Genomic DNA, 24,805 nt, shown 5'->3' with positions numbered 1-24,805 from the left:
TGAACTTGGATGCGCTAATTCGGCCGATTCCGCGAATTTCGGGCGGACAGCGAACCTGACTTGTTTAATAATGAACTTCGGTCTGCATATAGCGACCCGAGGTTCATTATTAGGCTTGAATGGCGATTACGGTCAATATGAACGGCATACGGTTCACTAATACCGATTTTTCGTTCACTAACTCCCCGGCATGAAAATGATAGGAGGTCCCATGAGCTACTCTTTGGAACAATTGAAACGAAGCGGCGTGCCGAAGCTGCTCGACGGCGTCTCCGACCGGAACGGCTGGGAGACGAAGCGCGAGGATATCAGGAATCGGTGGCTGGCCTGCATCGGCGGGTTGCCCGAGCCGGTGCCGCTGCGGTACGACGTGCTGTCGGAAACGGACGAGGAGCGGCATACCCGTATTCACCTCCGCTACGATACGGTTTACGGCGATACCGTAACCGCATTTCTGCTGATGCCGAAGGAAAGGCTGCGGGACGCGAACGGGAAGACGCCGGCCGTCATGGCGCTGCACCAGACGGCGCCCGAAGGCAAAGCCGAAATCGCGACGGCGGGCGGCAAGCCGAACCGGCGGTACGCCTACGAGCTCGCGAACCGCGGGTACGTCGTGCTCGCGCCGGATACGATCGCGGCCGGCGAACGCGTGTACGAGGGAGCTTCGCCGTTCCAGACGGCGCCCTTCTACGAGCGCTATCCGGCATGGACGGCGGTCGCCAAAATGATCGCCGATCATCGCCAGGGTGTCGACCTGCTCGTCTCGCTGGACGAGGTGGCCGCGGACCGAATCGGCGCGATCGGCCATTCGCTCGGAGGCTATAACGCCTTTTTCCTCGCCGGAATCGACGAGCGGATCCGGGCGGTCGTCTCGAGCTGCGGCTTCGCCACGTTCGCCGGCGATCCGAACCCGAACCGGTGGGGACGGCGCGACTGGTTTTCGCACATCCCGGCGATCAGCGACGCGCTGGAGAACGGCTCCGTGCCGTTCGAATGGCACGAGATCGCCGCGCTTGCCGCGCCGACGCCGTTTTTCAACTGGAGCGGCCAAGCCGACGCGATATTCCCGCACGCGGGGCCGATTATCGAGGCGATGCGCGACTTGCACGGGCTGTACGACTGGCTCGGCGTGCCGGAGCGGATGCTGTCCGTCGACGGAACGTGCGGCCACGATTTTCCCGGCCCGATCCGGGCGGCCGCTTACGAATTTTTGGACGCATGGCTCGGCGAAGCATGACGCCGGCCGACAACGACATGGCGAACCGGCGCGATCGGGATCGATACACCCGTATGAACGTTCACCGCGATCGCGAATCCGGTCGGAGCCGATGAAACCGGGAGGGACGGGGCATGGCGCAGCAGGCGGACTCGAACGAACGATGGGAGCTGTTGTTTCCGATTGACGGCGATATGCTGCACGATCGCGACGGGGACGTTCGCGACGGGCGTTTGTACATACGCGTGCTGGTGGCGGCGCCCGATGGCAGCCGGCCGCGCGTAAACGGAGTGGCGGCCGAGAGGCGGGGCGAAACGTATGCGGCCGAAATCGCTTTGGACGCCGGCCGCAACGCGATCGAAATCGCCGATGCGGCGTCCGGGCGCCGCGAAAGCCGCACCGTCTATTGGCTGAGGAACGCCGCGAACAAATACCGGCTGTCCGTGGACGACAACATTTGGTGGCTGCGGGATATTGCGGCGAACGCGCAGTCGTACCGCTCGATTTTCGACAATCCGTACCTCGGCATGTATAAGCGCATTCACGATACGTACGGAACGAAAGTGCACTTTAACATTTATTATCGAACCGACGGCTTCGACCTTTCGCAAATGCCGGACACGTTCAAGGACGAATGGAAGGCGAACGCGCACTGGATGCGGCTGACGTTCCATGCGCTGCAAAACGACCCGGACAAGCCGTATATCCAAGCTTCGGCCGAACAAATCATGCGGGACTGCGAGCTCGTGACGAACGAAATCGTCCGCTTCGCCGGCGAGGAGCTGCTCGACCGGACGACGACGATTCATTGGGGCGAGGCGACGCTCGAAGGCTGCCGGGCGCTGCGCCGGTACGGCTTCCGCGCGTTGGCCGGCTATTTCCGATTCGCGGACGGGAAGCCGATCGTGTCGTATTATTTGGACGAAAAGCGGACGGCGCATTTGGAAAAGCGCGACTTTTGGAAAGACAACGGCGAAGACATCGCGTTCGTCAAAATCGACGCCGTGCTGGACAAGCTTCGTCTGGACGAAGTCGTCCCCGCGCTGGAGCGCTTGAAGGAGGCGCCGAACGAATCCGGCTTCGTCGAGCTGCTCATTCACGAGCAATATTTTTACCCGCATTACGGCGCGTATCAGCCGGACTATCGGGACAAAATCGAAGCCGCCGTCAAATGGGCGGCGGACAACGGATACGAGCCCGCCTTTTTGAGCGAGCTCGGCCTGTTCGAATAGCGCGGACTCATTCGGCACGGCGCGAGAATCGGTCACCGGCTCAAGATCGAGAAGGCCGAACGTCGGCGCGTGAATAAAAGTCAGGCAGAAGCAAACCCGCCCCCGGGAGGAGGCGGGTTTTCGTTTTCGGCGAAGCGAGTTGCATCCCGATCCCGATGCTCGATCGGATTTTTTATAGGTCAGGCGACCGCATTATTCTTCGTTTCCGGTCGTGCGACCCGCCGCTTCGTTTTGTTCGAAAGCTTCGGCCGCTTCCTCCGCGGAAAACTCCGTATCGTTTTCGCCCGGAACGGGCAGCTTGTTCAGGTCGGTCGACTGCACGTCCGCTTTGGACGGCCGGTTTTTCGGATTGGCCACGCTGACACCTCCTCCCTTGCCGTAACAACAAGGTTTAATTTTCCACCGTGGGTTCGATTTTATACGGCTCGGGCGAAGGCATAAGCGGGGCACAGCCCGGAATAGCGGATGTTCGGGCCCCTTATTGCGCGGAAAGCGATGCCGAACGAGGCTGAATGGGGGGAAACCGGCGAAATCAAACGCCCCAAAGCCCGTTATTCCGTGCGCAGCTTTAGAAGACGCAAATTAGCGGTCCCGAAGGACCGCCATTTCGACATCCGCCTGCCGGCATCGCCTCGTCACCGTTCGCCCGTACGGACGAACGACATGACGATATCTTGCGGGTAGTCGCCGAAGCCCGAGCCGAACAAGTTGAGGCCGCCCTTGCATTCGGCGTCTTCGCTCACTTCGAAGCGGACGCGGATCGGCTCGCGGTAGTGCAGGGCGAGATCGGCCAGCGTCGTCCCGGACGTGCGCGCGCCTCCCGCATAGCCGCCGTCCTTCGTCACCTTCCATTCCGTCAGCATGCCGTATTCGGTGCCGTTAAACCAGCGGTCCGGCGTCAGCTTTCCTTTGCGGTCGCCGAAGTCGCCCGGGCTGCGCCACGTTCCGACGAGCCGGTCGTTCACGAACAGCGAGATGTCGGAGGGGAAGTTCATATCGAAGCTCGGCGCCTCCGAGCATACTTCGGCGGCGATGCGCAGCTCGTCGAGCGGCACGCCGGGCGGGATCGGGTTCGGAAAATAATATTCGACGCTGCCGGTGCCGGAAAACCAAAGCAGCGAAGCGTCCGTCCGCTCCGGCATATAGAAGACGCGCGGATCGTCGATCGATCCGATCGGGGCGCCGTCCTTGCCGGCCATGCCGCATGTGGGCTCGATCCGGCAAAACGAGTACATGCCGATCGGCATATGGATTTCTTCCATCCGGTGCAAGCCGTCTCCGGGTCTGACGGGCAGCTCGAGCAGAATCGTTTTGCACGGGACGGAGCAAATTTTTTCCCGGTTGGCGCCGGGAGCGGAGACGATGAGGCCGGCCTGCTCCAGCATTTGAATGTTGATCGTCATCGTCGGCTGGGCGGCGCCGAGCGCTTCCGCCAGCTGCGAGACGCTCATCGGCTTTTCGCCGAGCGCCTCCAAAATGCGCACGCGCAAGTCGCCGGACAGCGCCTTGGCGACTTCGGTAATGCGGGAAGCGGGATACCGGATCTGTTCTTGTTTAAAGTCGCTCATGAACCTCTTCCTTATCGGGTGCTTGGACTAGTATCAGTTTACACCATGACGAAATCATTGTAAAAAAGTCATGCTTATTGCCTGAATCAAATATTATAAAAATGTAATATACATTGAAAAGCATATATACATGGGGTAGAATGGGGATGAAACCGAGGAAAGGTCGTGTTCATTCATGATTACTCCGATGCAAGCGGCAACCGGGACGGGCGTCCCTCGCCCGGAATTTCCGCGTCCCGACCGGGAGAGAGCGGATTGGTTCAGTTTAAACGGCACCTGGTCGTTCCGGTTCGATTCGGACGAAGGCGGAGGCGAGCCGCGACGGCCGGCCGAGGAAGAAGCCGGGTACGACCTGCGCATCGAGGTTCCGTTTTCGTGGGCCAGCCCGCTGTCCGGCGTCGGCGAAAACCGGAAAGGGGCCGGCTGGTACCGGCGCGTCGTCGACTGGTCGCCGGCCAAAGCCGATGCGACGCTGTTTCTGTGCTTCGGCGCGGTCGATTACGACTGCGACGTTTGGGTCAACGGCGTGCATGCCGGCTCGCATGCGGGCTGCTACGGCTCGTTCGAGTTCGACGTGACGCCTCTATGGAAACGCGAAGGCGGCAATACGATCGTCGTGAGGGCGGAAGACCGCGACAACGGCTATCAAACCCGCGGCAAGCAAGGCTACGGCGAAATACGCGGCATTTGGCAGCCGGTTTGGCTGGAGGCGCGCGGGAACAGCTATATCCAAGCGGCCCGGTTCGTTACGCATATCGACGGCCGCATCGACGTGACGGCCGAAATCGAGGCGAAGCGGCCCGGCAAGGCGGAGCTTTCGTTCCGCTTCGACGGCGGCGCGGTCGCGCATCGCTTCGAACTGGAGCTGCGGCAGGGCGCGAACGAGGCGAAAGTCTCGTTTACGGTCGACGAGCCGCGCCTGTGGAGCCCGGAGACGCCCCATTTGTACGAAGGGGAAGTGCGTCTCGCGCGCGATACCGGCGAGGAGGAGGACGTCGTCTCCACCTATTTCGGCATTCGCGAAATCGGCACCGCCTTGGTCGACGGCCGCAGCTACCGCCGGATTACGCTGAACGGCAAGCCGGTTTATTTGAACGGCACGCTCGACCAGTCGTACAATCCCGCCGGTTACTTCACGTATCCGACCGACGCGGACATGCGGGACGAAATTTACTTAATGAAGCGGCTCGGCCTCAATTTCGTCCGCATCCACATCAAGCCGGAGGAGCCGCGCAAGCTGTATTGGGCCGACAAGCTCGGCATTCTCGTCATGGAGGATATGCCGTGCTTCTGGGGCAACCCCGACGAAACGGCCCGGGCGGCGTACGAAAGCGAAGTCCGCGAGCTGATCGCGCGCGATTTCAACCATCCGTCGATCTTTTCGTGGGTCCTATTCAACGAGACGTGGGGACTGAAAACCGACGACGAAGCGCCGGACCGGGCGCGGGACTGGATTCCCGCGAAACGGTATTTGCCCGAGACGCAGGCGTGGGTCCGCGACATGTACCGGCTGGCCAAACGGCTCGATCCGACCCGGCTCGTGGAAGACAATTCGCCCTGCAACCGGGACCATGTCGAAACGGACTTGAACACGTGGCATTTTTATATCAACGGCTACGAGCAGGTGCGGGAGCATGTGAGCGACGTCGTCGACCGTACGTATCCCGGCTCCCCGTACAATTATTGCGAAGGCTTCGCGCAGAACGACGCGCCGTTGCTGAACAGCGAATGCGGCAACGTATGGGGCATTGAAGGGGGGGCGGGCGACAGCGACCTCGCCTGGCATTACCGGTATATGCTGAACGAATTCCGCCGGCACGACAAACTCTGCGGCTTCGTCTTCACCGAGTTCCGCGACGTCATCAACGAATTTAACGGCTACTACCGGCTGAACGGCGAGGAAAAGCGATTCGGCTACGACTGGTTCGTGCCGGGGATGACGATCGCCGACCTGCATTCGCCCGATTTTATCGTCATCGACGCGCCGCCTTGCGCGACGGCGGAGGCGGGCGGCGTACGGGAGGTGGCGCTTGCGCGCTCCAGCTTCTCGGACCGCCATTTCGGAAAACGGCTCGTTCTCCGGTGGGAGCTCTGGTACGACCGTCTCGGCGTGCGGACGGTGGCGGACGAAGGGAGCGCCGAGCTCGATTGGAACGGGTACGGCGTATCGCCGCTCGCGCCGCTGACGGTCCGTCTGCCGGATTGCGACGCCGTGGCCGTTCTCGCCGTCCGGCTGACGACGCCGGAAGGCGAAGTCGTCTCCCGCAACTTCACGACGTTCGACGTGCGGGGCGCGGATGCCGGCGACGCATGGCCGCGCGGCGCGTCCGGCCGAACGGTCCGCGTTCCGGTCGCGGACTTCGCGAGCCATACGTTCGCGTATCAATGGAATGCGCTGCAGGGGCATAAAGCGAACGGCGGCCCGGCCGGGGCTTTCGTTTACGAGATCGAGCTGCCGAGCCGCGAGGAGCTTCCTTTGCTCAAGGGCGTCGAGATCGTATTCGAAGCCGGGGCGAAACGGCTGCTTACGCGAAACGTCGAAGGCAAGGAGTACGTCAAGCCGGATATTTCGTTCATGCACGGCGCCGACGCGGATACGGAGCGCAATCCGAACACGTACTATATGACCGACGAAAAGCGGCACGAATCCCGCCTGACGGTCGCCATAGACGGCGAGACGGTCGAATCATTTGTCCTGCCGGACGATCCGGCCGACAGCCGCGGCGTGCTGTCGTGGCATTATCAGCCGGTTTCGAACAAGCTGGACGAAGCGGGCTCCTACGGCTACTTATGCCGGGTCGGCGTGCCCGGCCGCATGGCCGCGAAGCTGGACGCCAGCCGCAGGCTGACGCTGTCGCTGCAGGCGGACGAAGGCGGCCTCGCGCTGTACGGCCGAAACGGCGGCCGTTACCCGATCGACCTGCTCGTTCGCTGCGAATAACCGGCGCCGTGCCGGCTATCGTCCGCGCCGCCCGTCCTCGCCTCCGCCCGCGGCGAACAGCGCGCTCCGGTATTGGGCCGGCGGCATGCCGGCGTAGCGGCGGAACAGCCGGAAAAAGTAATTGTAGTCGGCGATTCCGACCGACTCGCCGATCTGCTGCAGCGTCAAGTTCGGATCGGCGAGCAGGGCGGCGGCGCGCTCGATGCGGATATGGTTCAAATAATGAAGCGGCGTCAGGCCGGTATGCTTTTTCAAACATTTCGACAAGTAGTCGGGCGAGAAATTGAGGTGCGCGGCCATGTCGTCGAGACGGAACGGCCGGTCCAGGCGGGCGTGCAAATATTGGATGATCATGTCGCATACTTGCTCGCTGCGGGAAAACGACCGGCTCCGCGCCGCCTGCTGAAGCATGACGAGAAATTGGCCGAGCATCGCCTGCAGCGGCAGCATATGCTCGAGTATGGGACGATCCCGCAGCTTGACCATCTCGGTCACCAGCGGCTCGTACCGGTGCACGTTCAGCTCGGCGAATTTGGGAATGTACATGCTGTGCGGCCGCGGCTCCATATCGCGATAGGTCGTGACGGGAAAGACGGCGTTCCACGGAATATGATCGGCGCGCACCGTCCGGATCGGAGGGGCGTGCCGAAAGTGCAAATAATACAGCAAGGAATCTTCGGGGCACGGCTTATGTCCGTAATGGCGCTTCCCCGGCTCCAGCACGATCATCTGATGATCGCGAAGCTCGTAGGCGGTGTCCTCCTCCGTAATGTAAAAGCGGCCGCGTCGCACGATAATGACATCGTACAGCGGAAACGTCCGCTCGAAATGAACCGCCTGCTTGCGGAAAGTCGTTTGGTTGACCGTCAGCAGCTGCGGCAGCGGAGGAAACTGCAGTTCGAGACAATGCATGTCGAGGCTCCTTTCCCGGGCCATTTCGCTGGAGGAACGCGGCGAAAACGAAGCGGACGACGAAGGCATGTTCGACCGGCGCAGGGACGGCGAACGCGCCTTTTTTTTGTCGGGCCGGGCTCGCGAAAAACGTCCCGAAAAGAACGGTTTTGTACTATAAATGTACGGTTTTCGGCATAGCTTATGCGGTTCGCTCTCCCTTACAATGGGGTGTATCGACGGTCAGACATCGAAAGGAAAGCGCTTGCTTCAACGGATTCGATCGAGAAGGGGGCGGCAACCAAATGGATGGACGGACGAAAGGATCGAGGACCGCTGCGGTCGCCGGATGCATAGCCGTTCTGCTGTCCGCTTGCGCGGGCTCGGGCGGCGGAGGCGAAGGCGGCGCGAAGGAACCGGACTCGAAGACGCCGGCGCCGGCGAACGAGCCCGCTACGGTCAAGGTGGCGGCCAGCAACATCCAATTTTCGGAAGAGGACTTCAACCGTTATTTGGCGGAACCGGTGAAGAAGAAGTACCCCCATATTACGGTCGAACGAATCAACACGTCGGAAAAAGGAAACAGCCTGACCGATCTGATCGCGGCGGGCAACATTCCGGATTTGGTCGGCTTTTATCCCGGCAATTTGGCGACCGTGAACGACCTCGGCTTGACGACCAATATCGAGGAGCTGATCAAAAAGCACAAGTTCGATTTGACCCGCATCGTCCCCGAAGCGCTGGACGCCGTCAAAATGGCCAGCAACCAGCCTTATTTGACGGGATTGCCGTCGTACCACAACCCGTTCGGGCTGTTCTACAACAAAGACTTGTTCGATAAATTCGGCGTTCCGTATCCGAAGGACGGCATGACGTGGGACGAAGTGCGCGATCTTTCCCTGAAGCTGACGCGCAAAGACGGAGGGGTGCAGTTCCGCGGCCTGTACGCCGATTTTCTGTACCGCGGCGCCCGTCAGCTCAGCTTGCCCTATGCCGATTTCAAAACGAACAAAGCGACGTTGAATACGGACGACTGGCAGGAGCTCATGAAACTGTGGGAAAGCTTGTACGCGATTCCCGGCCTGATGGACGGCAGCTACAAGACGCTGGGCTACAGCGCGAACGAGCAGTCGTTTCTGAAGGGCGAGCTGGCGATGCTGGCCGGCTACAGCAATACGCTCGCCGCGCTGCGCAAAACGCCGAATATGCAATGGGACGTCGTCACGTACCCGTCGAACAAAAAGGCGCCGGGCGTCGGCCACCGGCTCGACAGTCCCGTGCTTTCCGTCACGGCGCAGAGCAAAGCGAAGGACGCCGCGCTGCAGGTGCTGGAGGCGCTGCTGTCGGACGAGGTGCAGACCGAGATCGTGCGGAACGGCCGCATGACCGTATTGAATTCGCAGACGGTCAAAGACCAGTTCGGCAAAGGCATTCCGGAATTTCAGGGCAAAAACGTGGCGGCGATGACGAAGCCGAAAATGGCGCCGATGGTGGCCGTCCAATTTTTGAACGAAGGGACCGTCGATTCGATTACGAACAAAGCGTTCCAAGCCGTCGTCGATAAAACGGCGGACATCAACACCGCGCTCCGCACCGCGGACGAAGAGCTGAACAAGCATATCCAGGAGCAGCTGCAAAAACGAAAATAGGCGGCGAACCGCATCGGCCGCGCGGCTAGACCGTTGGCAACGGCAAACATGCATCCGCTTTCATTTTGGAGCGGGCGCATGTTTGTTTTGTTTGTGCCGCGGCAAAATCGGCCGCACGGAGGGCGTCACCCCCCATCTTACCACAGAGCCCCCGTTTCGAGAACGGTGTTGTAACGACGGGCCCGTCGCGATAAAATGGCATTGAATGCAACGCTTCGGCATACGCAACGGAGGCTTCGCCACGCCATGACGATCAAATGGATCGACTTGTCCCGGAATCCGATCGATATATACGAGCAAAAGCATATGGGCGGCCATCTCGTCGCCGAGCACCACCATCAGAGCTACCAGCTGCTGTTCGTGCTCGAAGGCGAAGGCACGATCAGGCTGGACGGAGACACAAGCCGGCTCGAGGCCAACGACACCGCGCTGATCGTCCCGTACTCCGTCCATGCCGTCATGTCCGATTCGCGGCTGACGCTGCTCGTCCTCGCGTTCGACGAGTCGGCGCTCGACCCGGAGATGGCCGAGCTGCTGCTGCGCGGCCGATTCCCGGCTTCCGTGCTGATGAAGCCGAACTTGTTCGTCGGCAGCGAGCTGCGCCAGCTGCTGCGCAAAATGCTGTTCGAGCAGTCCAAGGACGCGTCGATGCTCGGCCGCCTGTCGCTCAAAATCCACTTGTCGCAGCTGCTGCTGACGCTCGCCCGCTCGACGCAATCCCGAACGGCGGGAAGCGACTCGAACCGGCTGCGGGCGGAAAAAATTCGCGGCTACATCGACTCGCATTATTTCGAGCCGCTGACCGCGGTCGACATCGCCTCCAAGCTGGGCATCAGCACGAGGCACGTCAACACCATTTTCAAGGAACGGTACGAGCTGACGCCGATGCAATATTTGACCGAGGTGCGGATCCGGCTCGCCCAGAAGCTGCTCGCCGAGACGGGCAAAGACATTATTTCGATCTGCTTCGAGGTCGGCTACGACTCCGTGTCGACGTTTTACCGTTCGTTCAAAGCGGTGGCCAAGCTGTCGCCGAAATCGTACCGCGAGCTGAACAAGCCGGCGCAGCTGGAATAGCCGTCCGCCGTCCAAGTCCGCGAATGCGAAAGAGCGCCCCGTCCGTCCGGACCGGGGCGCTTTTTGGCAGCGGGAGCGAGCCTACAGCCTGAAGCGCTCGACCGTTTGCCGCAGCCGGCCGGCCAGCTCCCGCATGGAAGCCGCCGAAGCCGTAATTTCCTCCATCGAAGCGAGCTGCTCCTCCGATTGGGCGGCCACGCTCTGGGAAGCCGCCGCTGACCGCTGCGATATGGCGGAAAGCTCCGCGATGGACGCCGTCACCTGCTCGCTGCCGGCCGACATTTGCTCCGTGGATGCGGACACCTCGTGCATTTGGCGGTTGACCGATTCGACGGAGCGGACGATTTGTCCGAAAGTGTCCCCGATCCGCTCGACGATTACGGCCAGCCCCTGCACTTCCCGGGTGCCGTCCCGCATATCCAGGGCCGCCCGCTCCGTCTGCTCGCGAATCGTCCGCACGAGTCCGCCGATCTGCTCGGAAGACTGCCTCGACTGCTCGGCCAGCTTGCGGATCGAGTCGGAGACGACGGAGAAGCCGCGTCCGTGCTCCCCGGCCCGGGCCGCCTCGATGGCGGCGTTCAGCGCGAGCAGATGGGTTTGTCCGGCGATATCCGCGATCGCCTCCGTAATGTGCCCGATTTGCCGGGACAGCTCGCCGAGCTCCGCGATCGCGGCCGAAGACCGTTCGACCGTTTGCCGGATCGAATCCATCCGCGACGCATTGGCGCGAATTTCCTCGTTTCCTTGCTCCGCCTGCTTGTACGCCTGCGACGACGCTTCGGCGGCTTCTCCGGCCGATTCCGCGATCCGCTGAATGCCGGCGGCCATTTCCGCCATCGCCCGCGAGCTTTCCCCGGCGCTCTGCATTTGCTGCTCCGCCCCGGCGGCTACCTCCTGAACGGCGGCGGCCGCTTGCTCCGCCGCTTTTGCGGTTTGGTCCGCGTTCGCCTGAAGCGTTTCCGCCGATTGGCCGACCTGAACGCCGAGCTCCCGAACGCCGCCGATCAACTCGCGGATGCCGGCGATCATCGCGTTGAAGTGGTCGGCCAGCTGACCGATTTCGTCCCGCTGCCGAACCGGGATCGATACGGTCAAATCCCCTTTGGCCGCCTGCTGCGACAATTGCGTCAGCTGCCGGACCGGCTTCAGCATGAACCGGATCGCGAGTCCGACGATCGCGATGAACAGCGCGCCGAGAACGAGGCCGATCGATATGTTGATCCAAATTTCCCGCCTCAGCTCGGCCTGAACGCTTCCGTATTCGAAATCGACGCCCGCGTAGGCGATCGTCCCGTTTCCTTCGCCCGCTACCGGAAAAAGCACGCTCACCCAGGTTCCGGTTTGATCCCGGTAGGCGTCCGTGATCCCGACGCCGGATCGAAGCGCCTCGTCGTAAGCTTCCATGAATTCCGGCGTCAGCTCGTAATCGGTCATCGGCTTCAGACCGCCGTCGTACAGCTTCTTGTTCGCCAGCATCATGACCAGGTACGTTTTGCCGTCGGCCGTTTTCGAATCCGGATAAAACAAATAAGCGTTGGACAGCTTTCCGGAGCCGATAAAGCCGTCGAGCCTTTGCTGAAGCGCTTTCGCTTCGGGAGCCGATTGATAGGCCGCAGGCTGCGACTTGATCTGCTCCTTCGCCCGGGCGATGAGAGCCGGATCGGCGGAAAGCGAATCGTTTACGATTTTCCCCAGTTCCTTCAATTCCTCGAAATATTGGTTTTGCTGCGCGTTCGACGCGAACGCGATGATGGCGGCGCACAGGAGCGCCATGCAGCCGGATACGATCAGGATCAGCTTGGCCGCGATGCTGTTTTGGATTCGGTTCATGTCGTTTCGCCCTCTCTTTGCGTATACCGTATTATTCGACACGAGCCGACAAAATGTTTAGCGTTTTTTTTCAAAAATTCGCGCGCGCGAAAAGGGGCGACCGGAAGGGACTGATGAGCGCCGTCAAACGAGATCGCTGAATGCGTTCGAACTTGCGGCCCCGAACCGGTCCTACATTTGGCAGCGAATCGGCGACGATGCAAGAAGGAAAAGGAGGGACGAGGTCAAATTATATAGGATATGCGAATTCGAATCTACTCCATAACCAAACATATCGCGGCGCTTGTTCTGTTTCTCGCCTTTTTGCTGGGCATGCGATGGGCGTGGTCGGAACTGTTCGCTTCGACCGAACATCCGGGCGCCGTACAAGGCGTGCTCGATCTGCGCGGGCTGGATATGGGAAGCTCCCTTCCCGTCAATTTGGACGGCGAGTGGGAGTTTTATCCGGGCGCCTTCGTCACGCACGACGATTTGAAGCGGCAGCCCGCCGACGGCATGCGTTATGTCCGCGTTCCCGGCGATTGGCGAGATGCATTCCCGGGCGAGCCGAATACGTCGTTCGGCTACGGAACGTACCGGCTGACGATTCGGGTCGCCCCCGGTCCGGATCAGCCGTATACGTTTTGGATCAAAGACATTCAAGCTTCCTCGGCCGTGGAAATAAACGGCCAATTGGCCGCGGAATTCGGCACAGTCGCCGAACGGGCCGAATCGTACCGTCCGAAAAACGTTTCCTACACCGCCGCCTATACGGCCGGCGACGCGACGCAAATCGAGCTGCTCATCCGCGTAGCCAACTTCGACCAGCCGAATGTCGGCGGCATCGCCGAATCGATCCGCTTCGGCTCGCAGACGGCGATCGATTCCCAGCGCTGGTATTCCATCGGCTTCCAGCTCGTGACGTTTGTGATCCTGCTGCTGCACGGTATATATGCGGGCATTCTGTATTTGTTCGACATGCGGCAAAAATCGTTTATCGTGTTTATGCTTCTGCTTTTCACGGCGAGCCTGACGATCGTATCCGACGACGATCTCATTTTGCTGCAATGGCTGCCGCTCAATTTCACCTGGATGATGAAAATCAGGCTGCTCTCCTATGAATGGCTCGCCTTTTTCATCTTGCTGCTTGCCGGAAAATTTTCAGGCTTCGGGTTGAACGCCAAGCTGTTCCGCATCTACGTCTCGTTTCTCGCCCTGTACTCGGCCTTCGTGTTGGCGGCTCCGGCGACGCTCGTCTATTATTCCACGGAAGCCAAAATATTTTCGCTTACGTTCGTCTTCCCGTTGATCTGGTTCAGCGTCCTGATCGGCCGCATGGTTGTGCGCAACAGGAACGACGCCGGCTTCCTGATGATCACCGCGGCGAGCATCGTTTCCAGCGTCGTTTGGGGCTCGCTGAAAAGCAGAGGCATCGTCGAAGTGAACGTCTATTACCCGCTCGATATTATTGCGGCCATCGTCGGGTTTTCGTCGTACTGGTTCAAACGGTATTTCCGGAATACGGCGGAAAACGCCAAGCTGAACGAGCAGCTTCGCATGACCGACAAGCTGAAAGACCAATTTCTCGCCAATACGTCGCACGAGCTTCGGACGCCGCTTCACGGCATCATGAATATCGCCCAGACCGTGGCGGACAAAGAAAAACGGACGATCGGCCGCGACAGCGCCGACAATTTGGAGCTGCTCATCACGATCAGCCGCCGCATGTCGCATATGGTCGACGAGCTGCTCGACATCGCTCGCCTGCAGGACAAGCGCATCGTCCTGCGTCGGGAGCCGCTGCGTCTCGATGCGGTCGTAGCCGGCGTGTTCAGCATGCTGCGCTATATGGTCGAAGGAAGGCCGGTCAAGCTGGAGCTGCGCATCGCGCCTTCGATGCCTCCCGTCTTGGCCGACGAGAAAAGGCTCGTGCAAATTTTGTTCAACCTCGTCCATAACGCGATCAAATTTACCGACAAAGGAAACGTGACCGTCTCCGCCGTTGTCCGGGGCGGCCGGGCGGTCATCGAAGTTTCGGATACCGGAGCCGGGATGGACGAAGCAACGCTGTCGCGCATCTTCCTGCCTTACGAGCAGGGAGCCGGGGAAAGCGGAGGAATCGGACTCGGCCTCAGCATATGCAAGCAGCTCGTCGAGCTGCACGACGGCAGCCTGGAAGCTTATTCCGAGCCGGGCAAAGGCACCGTCTTTCATTTCGGGCTTCCGCTCGCGCAAACGGCGCCGGACGCCGTCGAGGCGGAGGTACCCGTTTTGGCGATTTCGCCGGCTTCGCCGGGGGAAACGGATGCGGGCGCCGGAGCGGCTTCCGAAGCCGTCACGGCCGGTTCGGCGGAAGCGTCCGCGAACGAGGCGGCGGCCGGGAACGCGGCCCCGGCGAACGTTATGGCGGGAGAGCGGACGAGCATTTTGGCGGTCGACGACGATCCCGTCAATTTGAAGGTGCTGACCGGCATGCTGGCGGGAGACGATTGCCGCGTGCGGACGGCGTCATCCGGCCGCGAAGCGTTGGAGCTGCTCGACGAGGAGCCGTGGGACCTGCTTATCGTCGATGTCATGATGCCGCATATGTCGGGCTACGAGCTGACGCGAATCGTGCGGGAGCGTTTCTCCGTGTCGGAGCTTCCCGTTTTGCTGCTGACGGCTCGCAGCGAGCCGGCCGACATTTATGCAGGCTTTCACGCCGGAGCGAACGATTACGTCGCCAAGCCGGTCGACGCGCTCGAGCTGAAGGCTCGCATTCGGCTGCTCACGACGCTGAAGCGGTCCGTCGAGCAGCGCCTGCGGCTGGAGGCCGCCTATTTGCAGGCGCAAATTCATCCGCACTTTTTGTTCAATACGCTGAACTCGATCATGGCGCTGAGCGATATCGACACGGAGCGGATGCGCAAGCTGGGCCATGCGTTCGCGTCGTTTTTGCGGATCAGCTTCGACTTTTTGAACGCCGGCGAGCTCGTCCCCCTGTCGCACGAAATGGAGCTTGTCCGCGCCTACTTGTATATCGAGCGGGAACGGTTCGGGAGCCGGTTGACCGTCGAATGGAACGTCGAACCGGGCGTCGATCCGTTTCTCCCGCCGCTGACGATCCAGCCGCTCGTCGAAAACGCGGTCAAGCACGGCCTGCTCGTGCGGAAAAAGGGCGGGACGGTCCGCATCCGGATCGAACGCCGGGACAACGCGACGCTCGTTGCGGTCGAGGACGACGGCGACGGAATGACGCGGGAGAGAATCGAGACGCTGCTGGAGGAGAGACCGTCGGCCGGAGGCCGGAGCGGAATCGGGCTGTCCAATACGAACCGGCGGCTCAAGCGGCTGTACGGGCAAGGACTGACGATTCGCAGCGTGCCGGGCGAAGGGACGACCGTCAGCTTCGTCATCCCGCGAAAATAATGCGACCGGGCGCCCTTTGTCTTCGGCCGGAAGACGGAGGGCGCTTTTCGGCGCGCCGCGAATGTCGCTTCCGAAATTAAGAATCCGGTTCCCGGAGTTGTAAGAAAAAGCGCTTACGCCTGCATTACAATACGGGTATACAAACGAAGGGAGCTAATGATCATGGCCATTCGCAATATCGGCATCATTATGAACGGGGTTACGGGACGGATGGGAACGAACCAGCATTTGATCCGTTCGATTCTCGCGATTCGGAGTCAAGGCGGAGTGTCGCTTCCGAACGGCGACGTCATTATGCCCGACCCGATTCTCGTCGGCAGACAGGAGCACAAGCTGAAGGCGCTGGCGGAAGCTCACGGCGTGGCGCGCTGGAGCACCGATCTCGAGACATGCCTCGCCGATCCGTACAACGAAATTTATTTCGACAGCCAAACGACGGTTCGCCGCGCGGAAAGCATCAAGCAGGCGATCGCCGCCGGCAAGCACATTTATTGCGAGAAGCCGACGGCCGTCGATCTCGAGGGCTCGCTGGAGCTGGCCCGCATCGCCCGCAGCGCCGGGGTGAAAAACGGCGTCGTGCAGGACAAACTGTTCCTTCCGGGACTGCTCAAGCTGAAGCGGCTGATCGATTCCGGCTTTTTCGGACGCATTTTGTCCGTGCGGATGGAATTCGGCTATTGGGTGTTCGAAGGCGACTGGCAGCCGGGACAGCGCCCGTCGTGGAACTACCGCAAAGAAGACGGCGGCGGCATTATCGTGGATATGTTCGCGCATTGGCGGTACGTCCTCGATAATTTGTTCGGGGAAGTGAAGTCGGTATCGTGTCTCGCCGCGACGCACATTCCGCAGCGGCTGGACGAGCAGGGCGTTCCGTACGCATGCACGGCGGACGACGCCGCTTACGCGACGTTCGAGCTGGAAGGCGGCATCATCGTGCAGGCGAACTCGTCCTGGGCGGTGCGCGTCGACCGCGACGATCTGCTGACGCTGACCGTCGACGGCACGGAAGGCAGCGCCGTGGCCGGCCTGCGCGATTGCAAGACGCAGCATCGCGTCAATACGCCGAAGCCGGTTTGGAATCCGGACATTCCGAATCCGTTCAAATTCCGCGACCAATGGGTGCAAGTGCCGGACAATCAAACGTTCGACAACGCCTTCAAAGTGCAGTGGGAAATGTTCCTGAAGCATGTCGTCGTCGACGCGCCGTTCCCTTGGGATTTGCTCGAAGGGGCGAAAGGGACCCAGCTCGCCGATCTCGGCCTGCAATCGTGGCAGGAGCGCCGCTGGATCGACGTGCCGAAGCTGAGCCTGTAAGGAGGAGAGGGACCGATGGCCAAACTGCTACTCCCCCGCGCCGGGGGACAGCTTTACGAATACGCGCCGGGCGAGGCGAAAGGATTCGCCGCGCCGGCGGGCCCCTTCCGGGGTCGCGTCGCCTTCTCGGCCGCGCACGTCGTCTGCGATCCGTTCGCGGACGCCGATCCGCTGAACAACGCGCAGATCGATTGGAACGCGACGCTCGCATACCGGCATCATTTATGGAAGCTCGGCCTCGCCGTCGCGGAAGCGATGGATACGGCCCAGCGCGGGATGGGGCTCGACTGGAACCGCTCCAAGGAGCTGATTCGCAGGTCCGTCGCGGAAGCGCGGACGGTCGGGGGACGCATCGCCAGCGGAGCGGGCACGGACCATTTGGCGCCGGGGCCGAACGTGACGCTCGAAGACGTGGAGGCGGCCTACGAGGAGCAGGTCGGCTTCGTCGAGGGCGAGGGCGGTCAAGTCATTTTGATGGCGAGCCGCGCTTTGGCGGCATGCGCCAAAGGACCGGACGATTACGAGCGCGTCTACTCGCGGATATTGGGGCAGGTGAAGCGGCCGGTCATTTTGCACTGGCTGGGCGACATGTTCGATCCGGCGCTCGCCGGCTATTGGGGCCATAAAGACGACCTGGACGCGGCGATGGACGTCTGCTTGCGGGTCATTCGCGCGAACGCGGACAAAGTCGACGGCATCAAAATATCGCTGCTCGACGCGGACAAAGAAATCCGCATGCGGCGTCTGCTGCCGGAAGGCGTCAACATGTACACGGGCGACGACTTCAATTATCCGGAGCTGATCCGCGGCGACGAGCAAGGGTACAGCCATGCGCTGCTCGGCATATTCGACGCGATCGCGCCGGCCGCCGCGGAGGCGCTCCATGCGCTCGATCGGGGCGACCTCGCCCGCTACGAGGCGGTGATGGAGCCGACCGTCGCCTTGTCGAGGCACATCTTCCAAAGACCGACGTACGCCTACAAAACGGGCATCGTGTTTATGGCTTACTTGAACGGGCATCAGCCGCACTTCCGGATGATCGGCGGCGCGGAGGGCGCGCGTTCGATCGTCCACCTGGCCGAGCTGTTCACGCTAGCCGACAAGGCGGGGCTTCTCGCCGATCCGGAGCTCGCCGTGCAGCGGATGAACCGCGTGCTGGCGGTCGCCGGGATCGTGTAAGGCGGGCGAAGGAAGGCGGACGGGCGACCGCGGCCGGCGAGCGACCGGTCCGGTTGTCCGCGCCGCTATTTTTCGCCGAATATGGGCCTTGCCCGATTGCGTGCGGATGAAGTACATTTACGGGAGGGAAGCCGTATGGAGCCTTTACGTTCCATCGATAGATTGAGCTTGAACCAAATTACGACCGACCGGCTGAACATGAAGGAAGCGGTCGAAGCGACCGTTCGCGCCGACGTGCCGTGGATCGCCTTGTGGAGGCACAAAGTCGCCGAGGCCGGGCTCGCCGAGAGCAAACGGCTCGTGCGCGACGCGGGCCTTCGCGTCTCCAGCCTGTGCCGCGGCGGCTACTTCCCGGCGGCGACGGCGGAGGAGCGCAGGCAGCGTCTCGACGACAACCGCCGCGCCGTCGAGGAGGCGGCCGAGCTCGGCACCGACGTGCTCGTGCTCGTCTGCGGACCGGCGCCGGACCGCGACATCGACTTCGCGCGCAAGACGGTCGCCGAAGCGATCGAGGAGCTTGCGCCGTTCGCCCGCTCGCACGGCGTGAAGCTCGGCATCGAGCCGCTTCATCCGATGTACGCCGCCGAGCGGTCGGTCATCAATACGCTGGCGCAGGCGAATTCGCTCGCGGAGCGGTTCGACGCGCGGGACGTGGGCGTCGTCGTCGACGCGTTTCACGTCTGGTGGGACCCGGAGCTGTACAAGCAAATCGAGCGCGCGCGAGGCCGCATCCTCGGCTTCCACGTGTCGGATTGGATCGTGCCGGTGCCGGATTTGCTCATGGGCCGCGGAATGATGGGCGACGGCGTCATCGAGCTGCGCCGGATGCGCCACGCCGTCGAAGCGGCGGGCTACGACGGACCGATCGAGGTCGAAATTTTCAACCGGCAAGTATGGGACATGCCGGGCGACGAGGCGCTGGCGCTGATCAAGGAGCGCTACCTGGAGCACGTGTAAGCGCTTCGCGTTCTCGCGCGCCGGCACGCCCGCGGCGGTTTCCGTTTTGCCCGGAGAGCCCGTCTCTCCGGGCCTATCCTATTCGCAGTTGGAGGGACGCGTTGTGAAAAGTATTCGTGCCGCGATTATCGGCATCGGCGGGTTCGGCGCCCACCACGTCAAAGTAATGACGGAGCTGGCGGGCGAGGGACTGCTGCACATCGTCGCTTTCGCGGACGTCAGGGCGGAAGCGTACGCGGAACAGCTTGCCCAGCTTACTTCGTTCGGCGCCGCGCATTATGCCGATTACGAGCAAATGCTGCGGGAGCATCCGGAAATCGATTTCGTCGTCATCGCCACGCCGATTGCCGCCCATAAGCCGATGTGCGTCCGCGTCATGCAGCTCGGCTTCCACGTGCTGGTCGAGAAGCCGCCGGCCGTCACGATCCAGGACCTGGACGAGATGATCGCCGCGCAGCGGGAAACCGGCAAGCTGTGCCAGGTCAATTTTCAAAATACGTCGGGACGCGCGTTCCGCGAGCTGCTGGACCAGCTGGCGGCCGGAGCGGTCGGCCGGGTGACGCACGTAACCGGCGTCGGCATGTGGAAGCGGATGCGCTCGTATTACGAAAGAACCCGCTGGGCCGGCAAACTGATGTGCGACGGCCAATACGTGCTGGACGGCACGTTCAACAATCCGCTCGCCCATTTGCTGAACAACTGCCTCATTACGGCGGGAAGCGGCGACGCCCGTTCGGCGGCGCCCGATTGGGTGCAGGCCGAGCTGTATCACGTAAACGAGATCGAGGGGGACGACGTTTCCGCGATCCGCGTCGGGACGGCTAACGGCGTCACCGTCCATTTTTACGCGATGCTGTCCCATCACGAGCATACGGTCCCTTCGATTACCGTTCGCGGAACGGAAGGGGAGGCGCACTGGAACTACCAGAACAAGCTGACGATTCGAGGCCGGAACGGGGAAGAGTCGAAATCGTACGGGCCGGAAAATTTGGTGCGCAACATGTATTTGAATTTGATGCAGGCGATTTCCGGCTCCGGCTCGCCGCTGCTGTCTTCGATCGAGGCGTGCCGCAGCTTCGTGCTGGCCTCCAACGGGGCGTACGAATCGTCCCGCGCCGTGCGGACGATTCCGATGGAGTATGTCGTCGAGCGCGAGGAGGAGGGCACGACCGTCCGTCTGCTGCCCGGCTTGTCCGAGCGGATGAAGGACGCCGCGGACAAAGGGAAGCTGTACGCCGAGTACCCGTTCCCGTGGGCCGTGCCGACGAAGCCGTTCAGCATGGCCGGCTACGGCCGGTTCGAGCTGCCTGCGGAGATGGCGACGAGCGGCGCGAACGGATAAGCGGCGAACCGCATATCGGACATACCTCGAACGACTGCCTTTGCCGGCAGTCTTCTTTTTTTTGCCGAACATCGCGGCAGTTTTTTTGCGAAAGGGTCCGGGTCTTAAAAACGGTTTGTCCGTTTGCAAACGGTTTATCCGGAATGAGAAAAGCGGTTGGCCGTCTGCCGCACGGATCGTGGAGGCGGGCGATTCGCTCTTTTATAATCAAGAAGACTTCTTGGAGGCAGCGACACGAGGGATGGCTTGGCCAAAACCAAATTATGGAACGAGGCGGGTGTTTGGATGCGGAAAAATGGCATCGTTTGGACCGGTGCGGTGATCGGATTGATCGTATGCCTGGCGCTCGGCGGATTCCCGGCGGGTCCCGCGAGTACCGGTACGGCCGAGGCGGAAGGGGCGGTACAGGCGAATGGCGCGCAGGACACGAACGTCGTGCCCAACGGCGGTTTCGAGGATACGCGCGTCACGAGCCGCAATAAATGGACGAACAACGTCGAACCGGTCGGGTGGTCGGAATGGTATGCGTCGGGAAGCCTGAAGGCTACCGTCGATTCGGCCGTTTATCGCGAGGGGAGCCGATCGCTTCGGCTCGAATCGGCGAGCGGGGGCCGGGGGGCGGTATCGACCCAGGTGAGCGTAATACCGGGTCAAACGTACCGGTTCGGCGTTTGGATGAAAACCGACAACGTTCAGTCTTCCGCCGGAGGCGTATTCGCACGCACGCAGTTTCTGGACGCCGCGGGCAAAAAAGTCGGAAATCTCATGTATACGGACAAGCTGACCGGAACGCACGATTGGGTCAGGAAGGAGATGCTGATCCGGGTGCCCGGCAACGCCGGCCAACTGAAAATCGAGCCTTTCTTCGAAACCGGCACCGGCAGCGCATGGTACGACGGCGTCGAGCTGGCTCCGTATCGCGGCTTGACGGGCCTGCTTCTGAATCGAAGCTATTTGGCGCTTGCGGCAGGCGGTTCCGAGAGCATTCGTCCCATCTTCATTCCATCCGAAGCCGAAGACAAGACGGTGATCTGGTCGAGCTCCGATCCGCAGGTGGCCGAGGTGGACAACGGAATCGTAACCGGAAGGAAAGAAGGAACAACGACGATTACCGCGACGACGCCGGATGGCCGGTTTACCGCCGAATGCGAAGTTTCGGTGGAATCGTCCGAGACGTTCGCCCGTTTCGCCGAGCTTCGGCAAAAATGGTTTCAGAAGCTGGTCGGGGACGGGAACGCGGATCGGGCGGATCCCCACGTGAAGGCTTATATCGACAAGTTGAACGAAAGCGTCCAAAATGCGCAAGGCACCGGTCTCTGGGATACGTTGAACCGAGCCGCCGACCGAACCTATTTGTGGAGCGATTTGGCCAGCACGACTCTCTCCGGAGAAATTCCGGTCGGCTACGGCCGGCTGAAAACGTTGGCGCTGGCGTACCATACGCCCGGCTCGATCGGGTATCGTAACGCGGAGCTGGCCGCGGATATCGTGAGCGCTTTGGACTGGATGTATGCGAACCGCTACAATGAATTGTCGACCGAATACGGCAACTGGTTTCATTGGGAAATCAGCGGGCCCCAGGCTTTGAACGACGTCGTCGTCCTTATGTACGACGCGCTTTCGGCCAACCAGATTCAATCCTACATGCGTGCGGTGGACCGGTTTGTGCCGACTCCGTATTACCGGACGATCAACAATACCGTCGAAACGGGCGCCAATTTGCTGGACAAGGCCATGGTCACGGCATTGCGCGGGATAATCGGCAATATCGACGCGAAGGCGGCCGAAGGGAGAGACGCGATCGTCCCCGTGCTTGCGTATGTCGAGTCCGGAGACGGCTTTTATCGGGACGGTTCGTTCGTTCAGCATACGCAAGTCGCCTATACGGGCGGATACGGATTGTCGCTGGTCAGCCGCATGGCGGACTTGCTGTACATGCTGCAAGGCTCGCCGTGGCAGGTGACGGATCCGCGGCTGAACCGCGCCTTCGATTGGGTGAGCGATTCGTTCGAGCCCGTGATCTATAAGGGAGCCATGATGGACATGGTGCGCGGCAGAGAAATTTCCCGTTCGGCGGCGGAGGACCATGTCGTCGGCCGGTCCGCGATTTTGTCGGTGCTGCGCATGGCCGAAGGGGCGCCTCCGGAGACGGCGCTGCGGATCAAACGGATGGCGAAGGAATGGATCGGATCGGATACGACGTATCGCGAATATACCGAAGGACTTTCGTTATACGACATCCGCCTCGTCAAGGCGTTGATGGCCGATTCCTCCATCGTTCCGCGCGGCGAATTGGTCAAAAATCAAGTATTCGCGGGGATGGACCGGATCGTGCATTTGCGCCCCGGCTTCGGCGTCGGCATCGGCATGTTTTCCGACCGCATATCGGCTTTCGAATACGGCAACGGCGAAAACGCCAAAGGTTGGTATACGGGGATAGGCGCCGTCACCTTGTATACGAACGACCTGACCCAATACGGCGGCGGCTATTGGCCGACGGTCGACAGCTTCCGGTTGCCCGGAACGACGACGGACGGTTCCCGGGGCGCCCTGAAAGACTGGCAATTTTACCGGAACCCGAGAAGCTGGGTGGGCGGATCCTCTTTGAACGGCACATACGGAGCCGCCGGCATGGATTTCTCGCTGGCGGAAACGACGGGCAGCAGCCTGCAGGGGAAAAAGTCGTGGTTTTTGTTCGACGATGAAATTGTCGCTCTGGGCGCCGGCATAACCGGCTCCGACGATCGGAAGGTTGAGACGATCGTCGAAAACCGCAAGCTTCGGGATCGCGGGGACAACCGCTTGATCGTCGACGGCGAAACGAAGCCGGATCGGCCCGGCTGGTCGGAAACGATGAGCGACGTCAAATGGGCCAACCTCGAAGGAAACGCGCCGGGATCCGATATCGGGTACGTGTTTCCGAAAGGCGCCGATATTTACGGGTTGCGCGAATCCCGCACCGGGTCCTGGAAAGAGATTAACGCCGGTGGATCCGCCGAACCGGTCGCGAACGATTTTCTGAGCCTCGCTTTCGATCACGGATCCCGCCCGCACGACGCAACCTACTCCTACATTCTGCTTCCGAGCAAAAACGCTGCGGAAACGATGGCTTACAGCAAGCATCCGGATACGATCGTTTTGGAAAACAGCGCGGACGTTCAGGCGGTGAAGGAGAAAAGGCTGCATCTGACGGCGGTCAATTTCTGGAATCCGGGTACCGTCGAGGAGATCGTCTCGCATCAGCCGGCGTCCGTGCTGCTGGAAAAAAATCGCGGAGAATGGACGCTGGCCGTTTCCGACCCGACTCAATCGCAAAGCTCGATCCGGCTGGAGCTGAACCGGCCGGGCTTGACCGTGCTGAGCGGGGATCCGGCCGTGCAGGCGGTCCAATCGGGACAATCGCTTCGCGTCGAAATCGACACGGAAGGCTCGCTGGGCCGTACGTTTACGGTCAAGCTCAAGGATACGCTGGATGACGCCGATCGGAACTGACGGCGGCCGGATCGTACGTTCGTGACGACGATACGGACGGGAAAAGCATTGGCTGCAGTCGAAACAGCGCGTCGTTTCCGCAAGGAAGCGGCGCGCTTCATTTTTGCTATCTTTTCGGGCTCCATTTTGATGATCCCGTGGCCCGGATGACTGAACATGTACGCGAAAGGATGCAGCAAGCAGCGCCTTTCGTTTTTGCGTCCGACGGATCCGAATTCTGCCGGGCCGCCGGAATCGAACGAACGGGAAAAGCTCCGGTTAATTCGCTCTCGTATAGGCATCGTATCGAAATATCTGGAAAAGCTCCGGGTAAACTGGCGCGGTATCGGCGAAAAGCGCGGTTTGGTCAAAATTAGCGGGACGTTTTCCCGTTGCTTTGCCCAGAAACGGGAAACGCCCGAAAATAGCGGGACCATTTCCAGCTCGCTTCCCGCTTCGCCGCCGTTTCGGTGCAACCTTTGCACGGAAAAGACCGTCCGTCCCGCCCTTCGCACGGCGCCGAAGCCGGAGCGGGTTTCCCGCTGCAGGCGGCGGGAAACGGCGATACCGGCTCGGATAACCTTCACGGCGTCGTCGGGAGTTGGAGCGGGGGGCGGGCATGGGGCGGCGGCGGGACGGACTCCCGAAATTCCAAATGTTTAACGGACATGGCGGCCGCTAATGAGCCTCATTTTGGCAAACTTTTTTTTCTAACGGACACAGGCGCACTTATTTGGCGAAAAACCCCTTT

Annotated in this window: 15 protein-coding genes; 11 read left to right on the top strand and 4 right to left on the bottom strand. The window is 61.2% G+C overall.

All coding sequences use genetic code 11. The features are described 5' to 3' along the window. Positions 1 to 211: 211 nt before the first annotated feature. On the top strand, positions 212 to 1,237 hold the full coding sequence (locus tag PV407_RS27930; protein ID WP_332093288.1) for an alpha/beta hydrolase family protein: 1,026 nt from the start codon (positions 212 to 214) through the stop codon (positions 1,235 to 1,237). Between the two features lie 113 nt (positions 1,238 to 1,350). After that, positions 1,351 to 2,448, top strand: coding sequence for a hypothetical protein (locus PV407_RS27925; protein ID WP_332093287.1), 1,098 nt, complete (start codon positions 1,351 to 1,353; stop codon positions 2,446 to 2,448). Positions 2,449 to 2,640: 192 nt separating this feature from the next. Here PV407_RS27925 and PV407_RS27920 read toward each other — a convergent pair whose 3' ends face one another. Further along, entirely contained in the window at positions 2,641 to 2,805 is a 165-nt protein-coding gene (locus PV407_RS27920) for a hypothetical protein (RefSeq protein ID WP_332093286.1), read from the bottom strand. Between the two features lie 278 nt (positions 2,806 to 3,083). Next, positions 3,084 to 4,016, bottom strand: a complete 933-nt coding sequence (locus PV407_RS27915; RefSeq protein WP_332093285.1) for an ArsR/SmtB family transcription factor — start codon at positions 4,014 to 4,016, stop codon at positions 3,084 to 3,086. A gap of 175 nt (positions 4,017 to 4,191) precedes the next feature. Between PV407_RS27915 and PV407_RS27910 the strand changes: the two genes are divergently transcribed. Beyond that, positions 4,192 to 6,957, top strand: coding sequence for a glycoside hydrolase family 2 protein (locus PV407_RS27910; RefSeq protein WP_332093284.1), 2,766 nt, complete (start codon positions 4,192 to 4,194; stop codon positions 6,955 to 6,957). 15 nt (positions 6,958 to 6,972) lie between these two features. On the opposite strand, the gene PV407_RS27905 is transcribed toward PV407_RS27910, so the two are convergent. Next, complete coding sequence (locus PV407_RS27905) at positions 6,973 to 7,869, bottom strand: helix-turn-helix transcriptional regulator (protein WP_332093283.1); 897 nt, start codon at positions 7,867 to 7,869, stop codon at positions 6,973 to 6,975. Between the two features lie 284 nt (positions 7,870 to 8,153). On the opposite strand from PV407_RS27905, the gene PV407_RS27900 reads away from it, so the two are divergent. Then, on the top strand, positions 8,154 to 9,497 hold the full coding sequence (locus PV407_RS27900; RefSeq protein ID WP_332093282.1) for an ABC transporter substrate-binding protein: 1,344 nt from the start codon (positions 8,154 to 8,156) through the stop codon (positions 9,495 to 9,497). A gap of 246 nt (positions 9,498 to 9,743) precedes the next feature. Next, entirely contained in the window at positions 9,744 to 10,574 is an 831-nt protein-coding gene (locus tag PV407_RS27895; RefSeq protein ID WP_332093281.1) for an AraC family transcriptional regulator, read from the top strand. Positions 10,575 to 10,655: 81 nt separating this feature from the next. Here PV407_RS27895 and PV407_RS27890 read toward each other — a convergent pair whose 3' ends face one another. Beyond that, a complete protein-coding gene (locus PV407_RS27890; RefSeq protein ID WP_332093280.1) occupies positions 10,656 to 12,404 on the bottom strand; it encodes a methyl-accepting chemotaxis protein in 1,749 nt (582 codons plus the stop codon). 240 nt (positions 12,405 to 12,644) lie between these two features. On the opposite strand from PV407_RS27890, the gene PV407_RS27885 reads away from it, so the two are divergent. The 6 genes from PV407_RS27885 (at position 12,645) to PV407_RS27860 (ending at position 24,075) form a co-directional block, all read left to right on the top strand. Next, the gene (locus PV407_RS27885; RefSeq protein ID WP_332093279.1) at positions 12,645 to 15,791 is read left to right on the top strand and encodes a hybrid sensor histidine kinase/response regulator; all 3,147 of its coding nucleotides are present in this window, start codon (positions 12,645 to 12,647) and stop codon (positions 15,789 to 15,791) included. Between the two features lie 162 nt (positions 15,792 to 15,953). Then, complete coding sequence (locus PV407_RS27880) at positions 15,954 to 17,105, top strand: Gfo/Idh/MocA family protein (RefSeq protein WP_332093278.1); 1,152 nt, start codon at positions 15,954 to 15,956, stop codon at positions 17,103 to 17,105. A 15-nt stretch (positions 17,106 to 17,120) separates the two neighbouring features. Beyond that, positions 17,121 to 18,284 (top strand): dihydrodipicolinate synthase family protein, encoded by a 1,164-nt coding sequence (locus PV407_RS27875; RefSeq protein ID WP_332093277.1) that lies wholly within the window; start codon positions 17,121 to 17,123, stop codon positions 18,282 to 18,284. Positions 18,285 to 18,419: 135 nt separating this feature from the next. After that, entirely contained in the window at positions 18,420 to 19,241 is an 822-nt protein-coding gene (locus PV407_RS27870) for a sugar phosphate isomerase/epimerase family protein (protein ID WP_332093276.1), read from the top strand. A gap of 103 nt (positions 19,242 to 19,344) precedes the next feature. After that, the gene (locus PV407_RS27865; protein ID WP_332093275.1) at positions 19,345 to 20,583 is read left to right on the top strand and encodes a Gfo/Idh/MocA family protein; all 1,239 of its coding nucleotides are present in this window, start codon (positions 19,345 to 19,347) and stop codon (positions 20,581 to 20,583) included. A 285-nt stretch (positions 20,584 to 20,868) separates the two neighbouring features. Then, positions 20,869 to 24,075, top strand: coding sequence for a polysaccharide lyase family 8 super-sandwich domain-containing protein (locus tag PV407_RS27860; RefSeq protein WP_332093274.1), 3,207 nt, complete (start codon positions 20,869 to 20,871; stop codon positions 24,073 to 24,075). The last annotated feature ends 730 nt before the right edge of the window (positions 24,076 to 24,805 follow it).

This window comes from Paenibacillus sp. GYB003, assembly GCF_036577625.1.
In the GTDB taxonomy this organism is placed as follows: Bacteria; Bacillota; Bacilli; order Paenibacillales; family NBRC-103111; genus Paenibacillus_AB.
The sequence above is the reverse complement of the archived record's forward strand: the minus strand, read 5'-3'. Positions and strand labels throughout refer to the sequence as shown.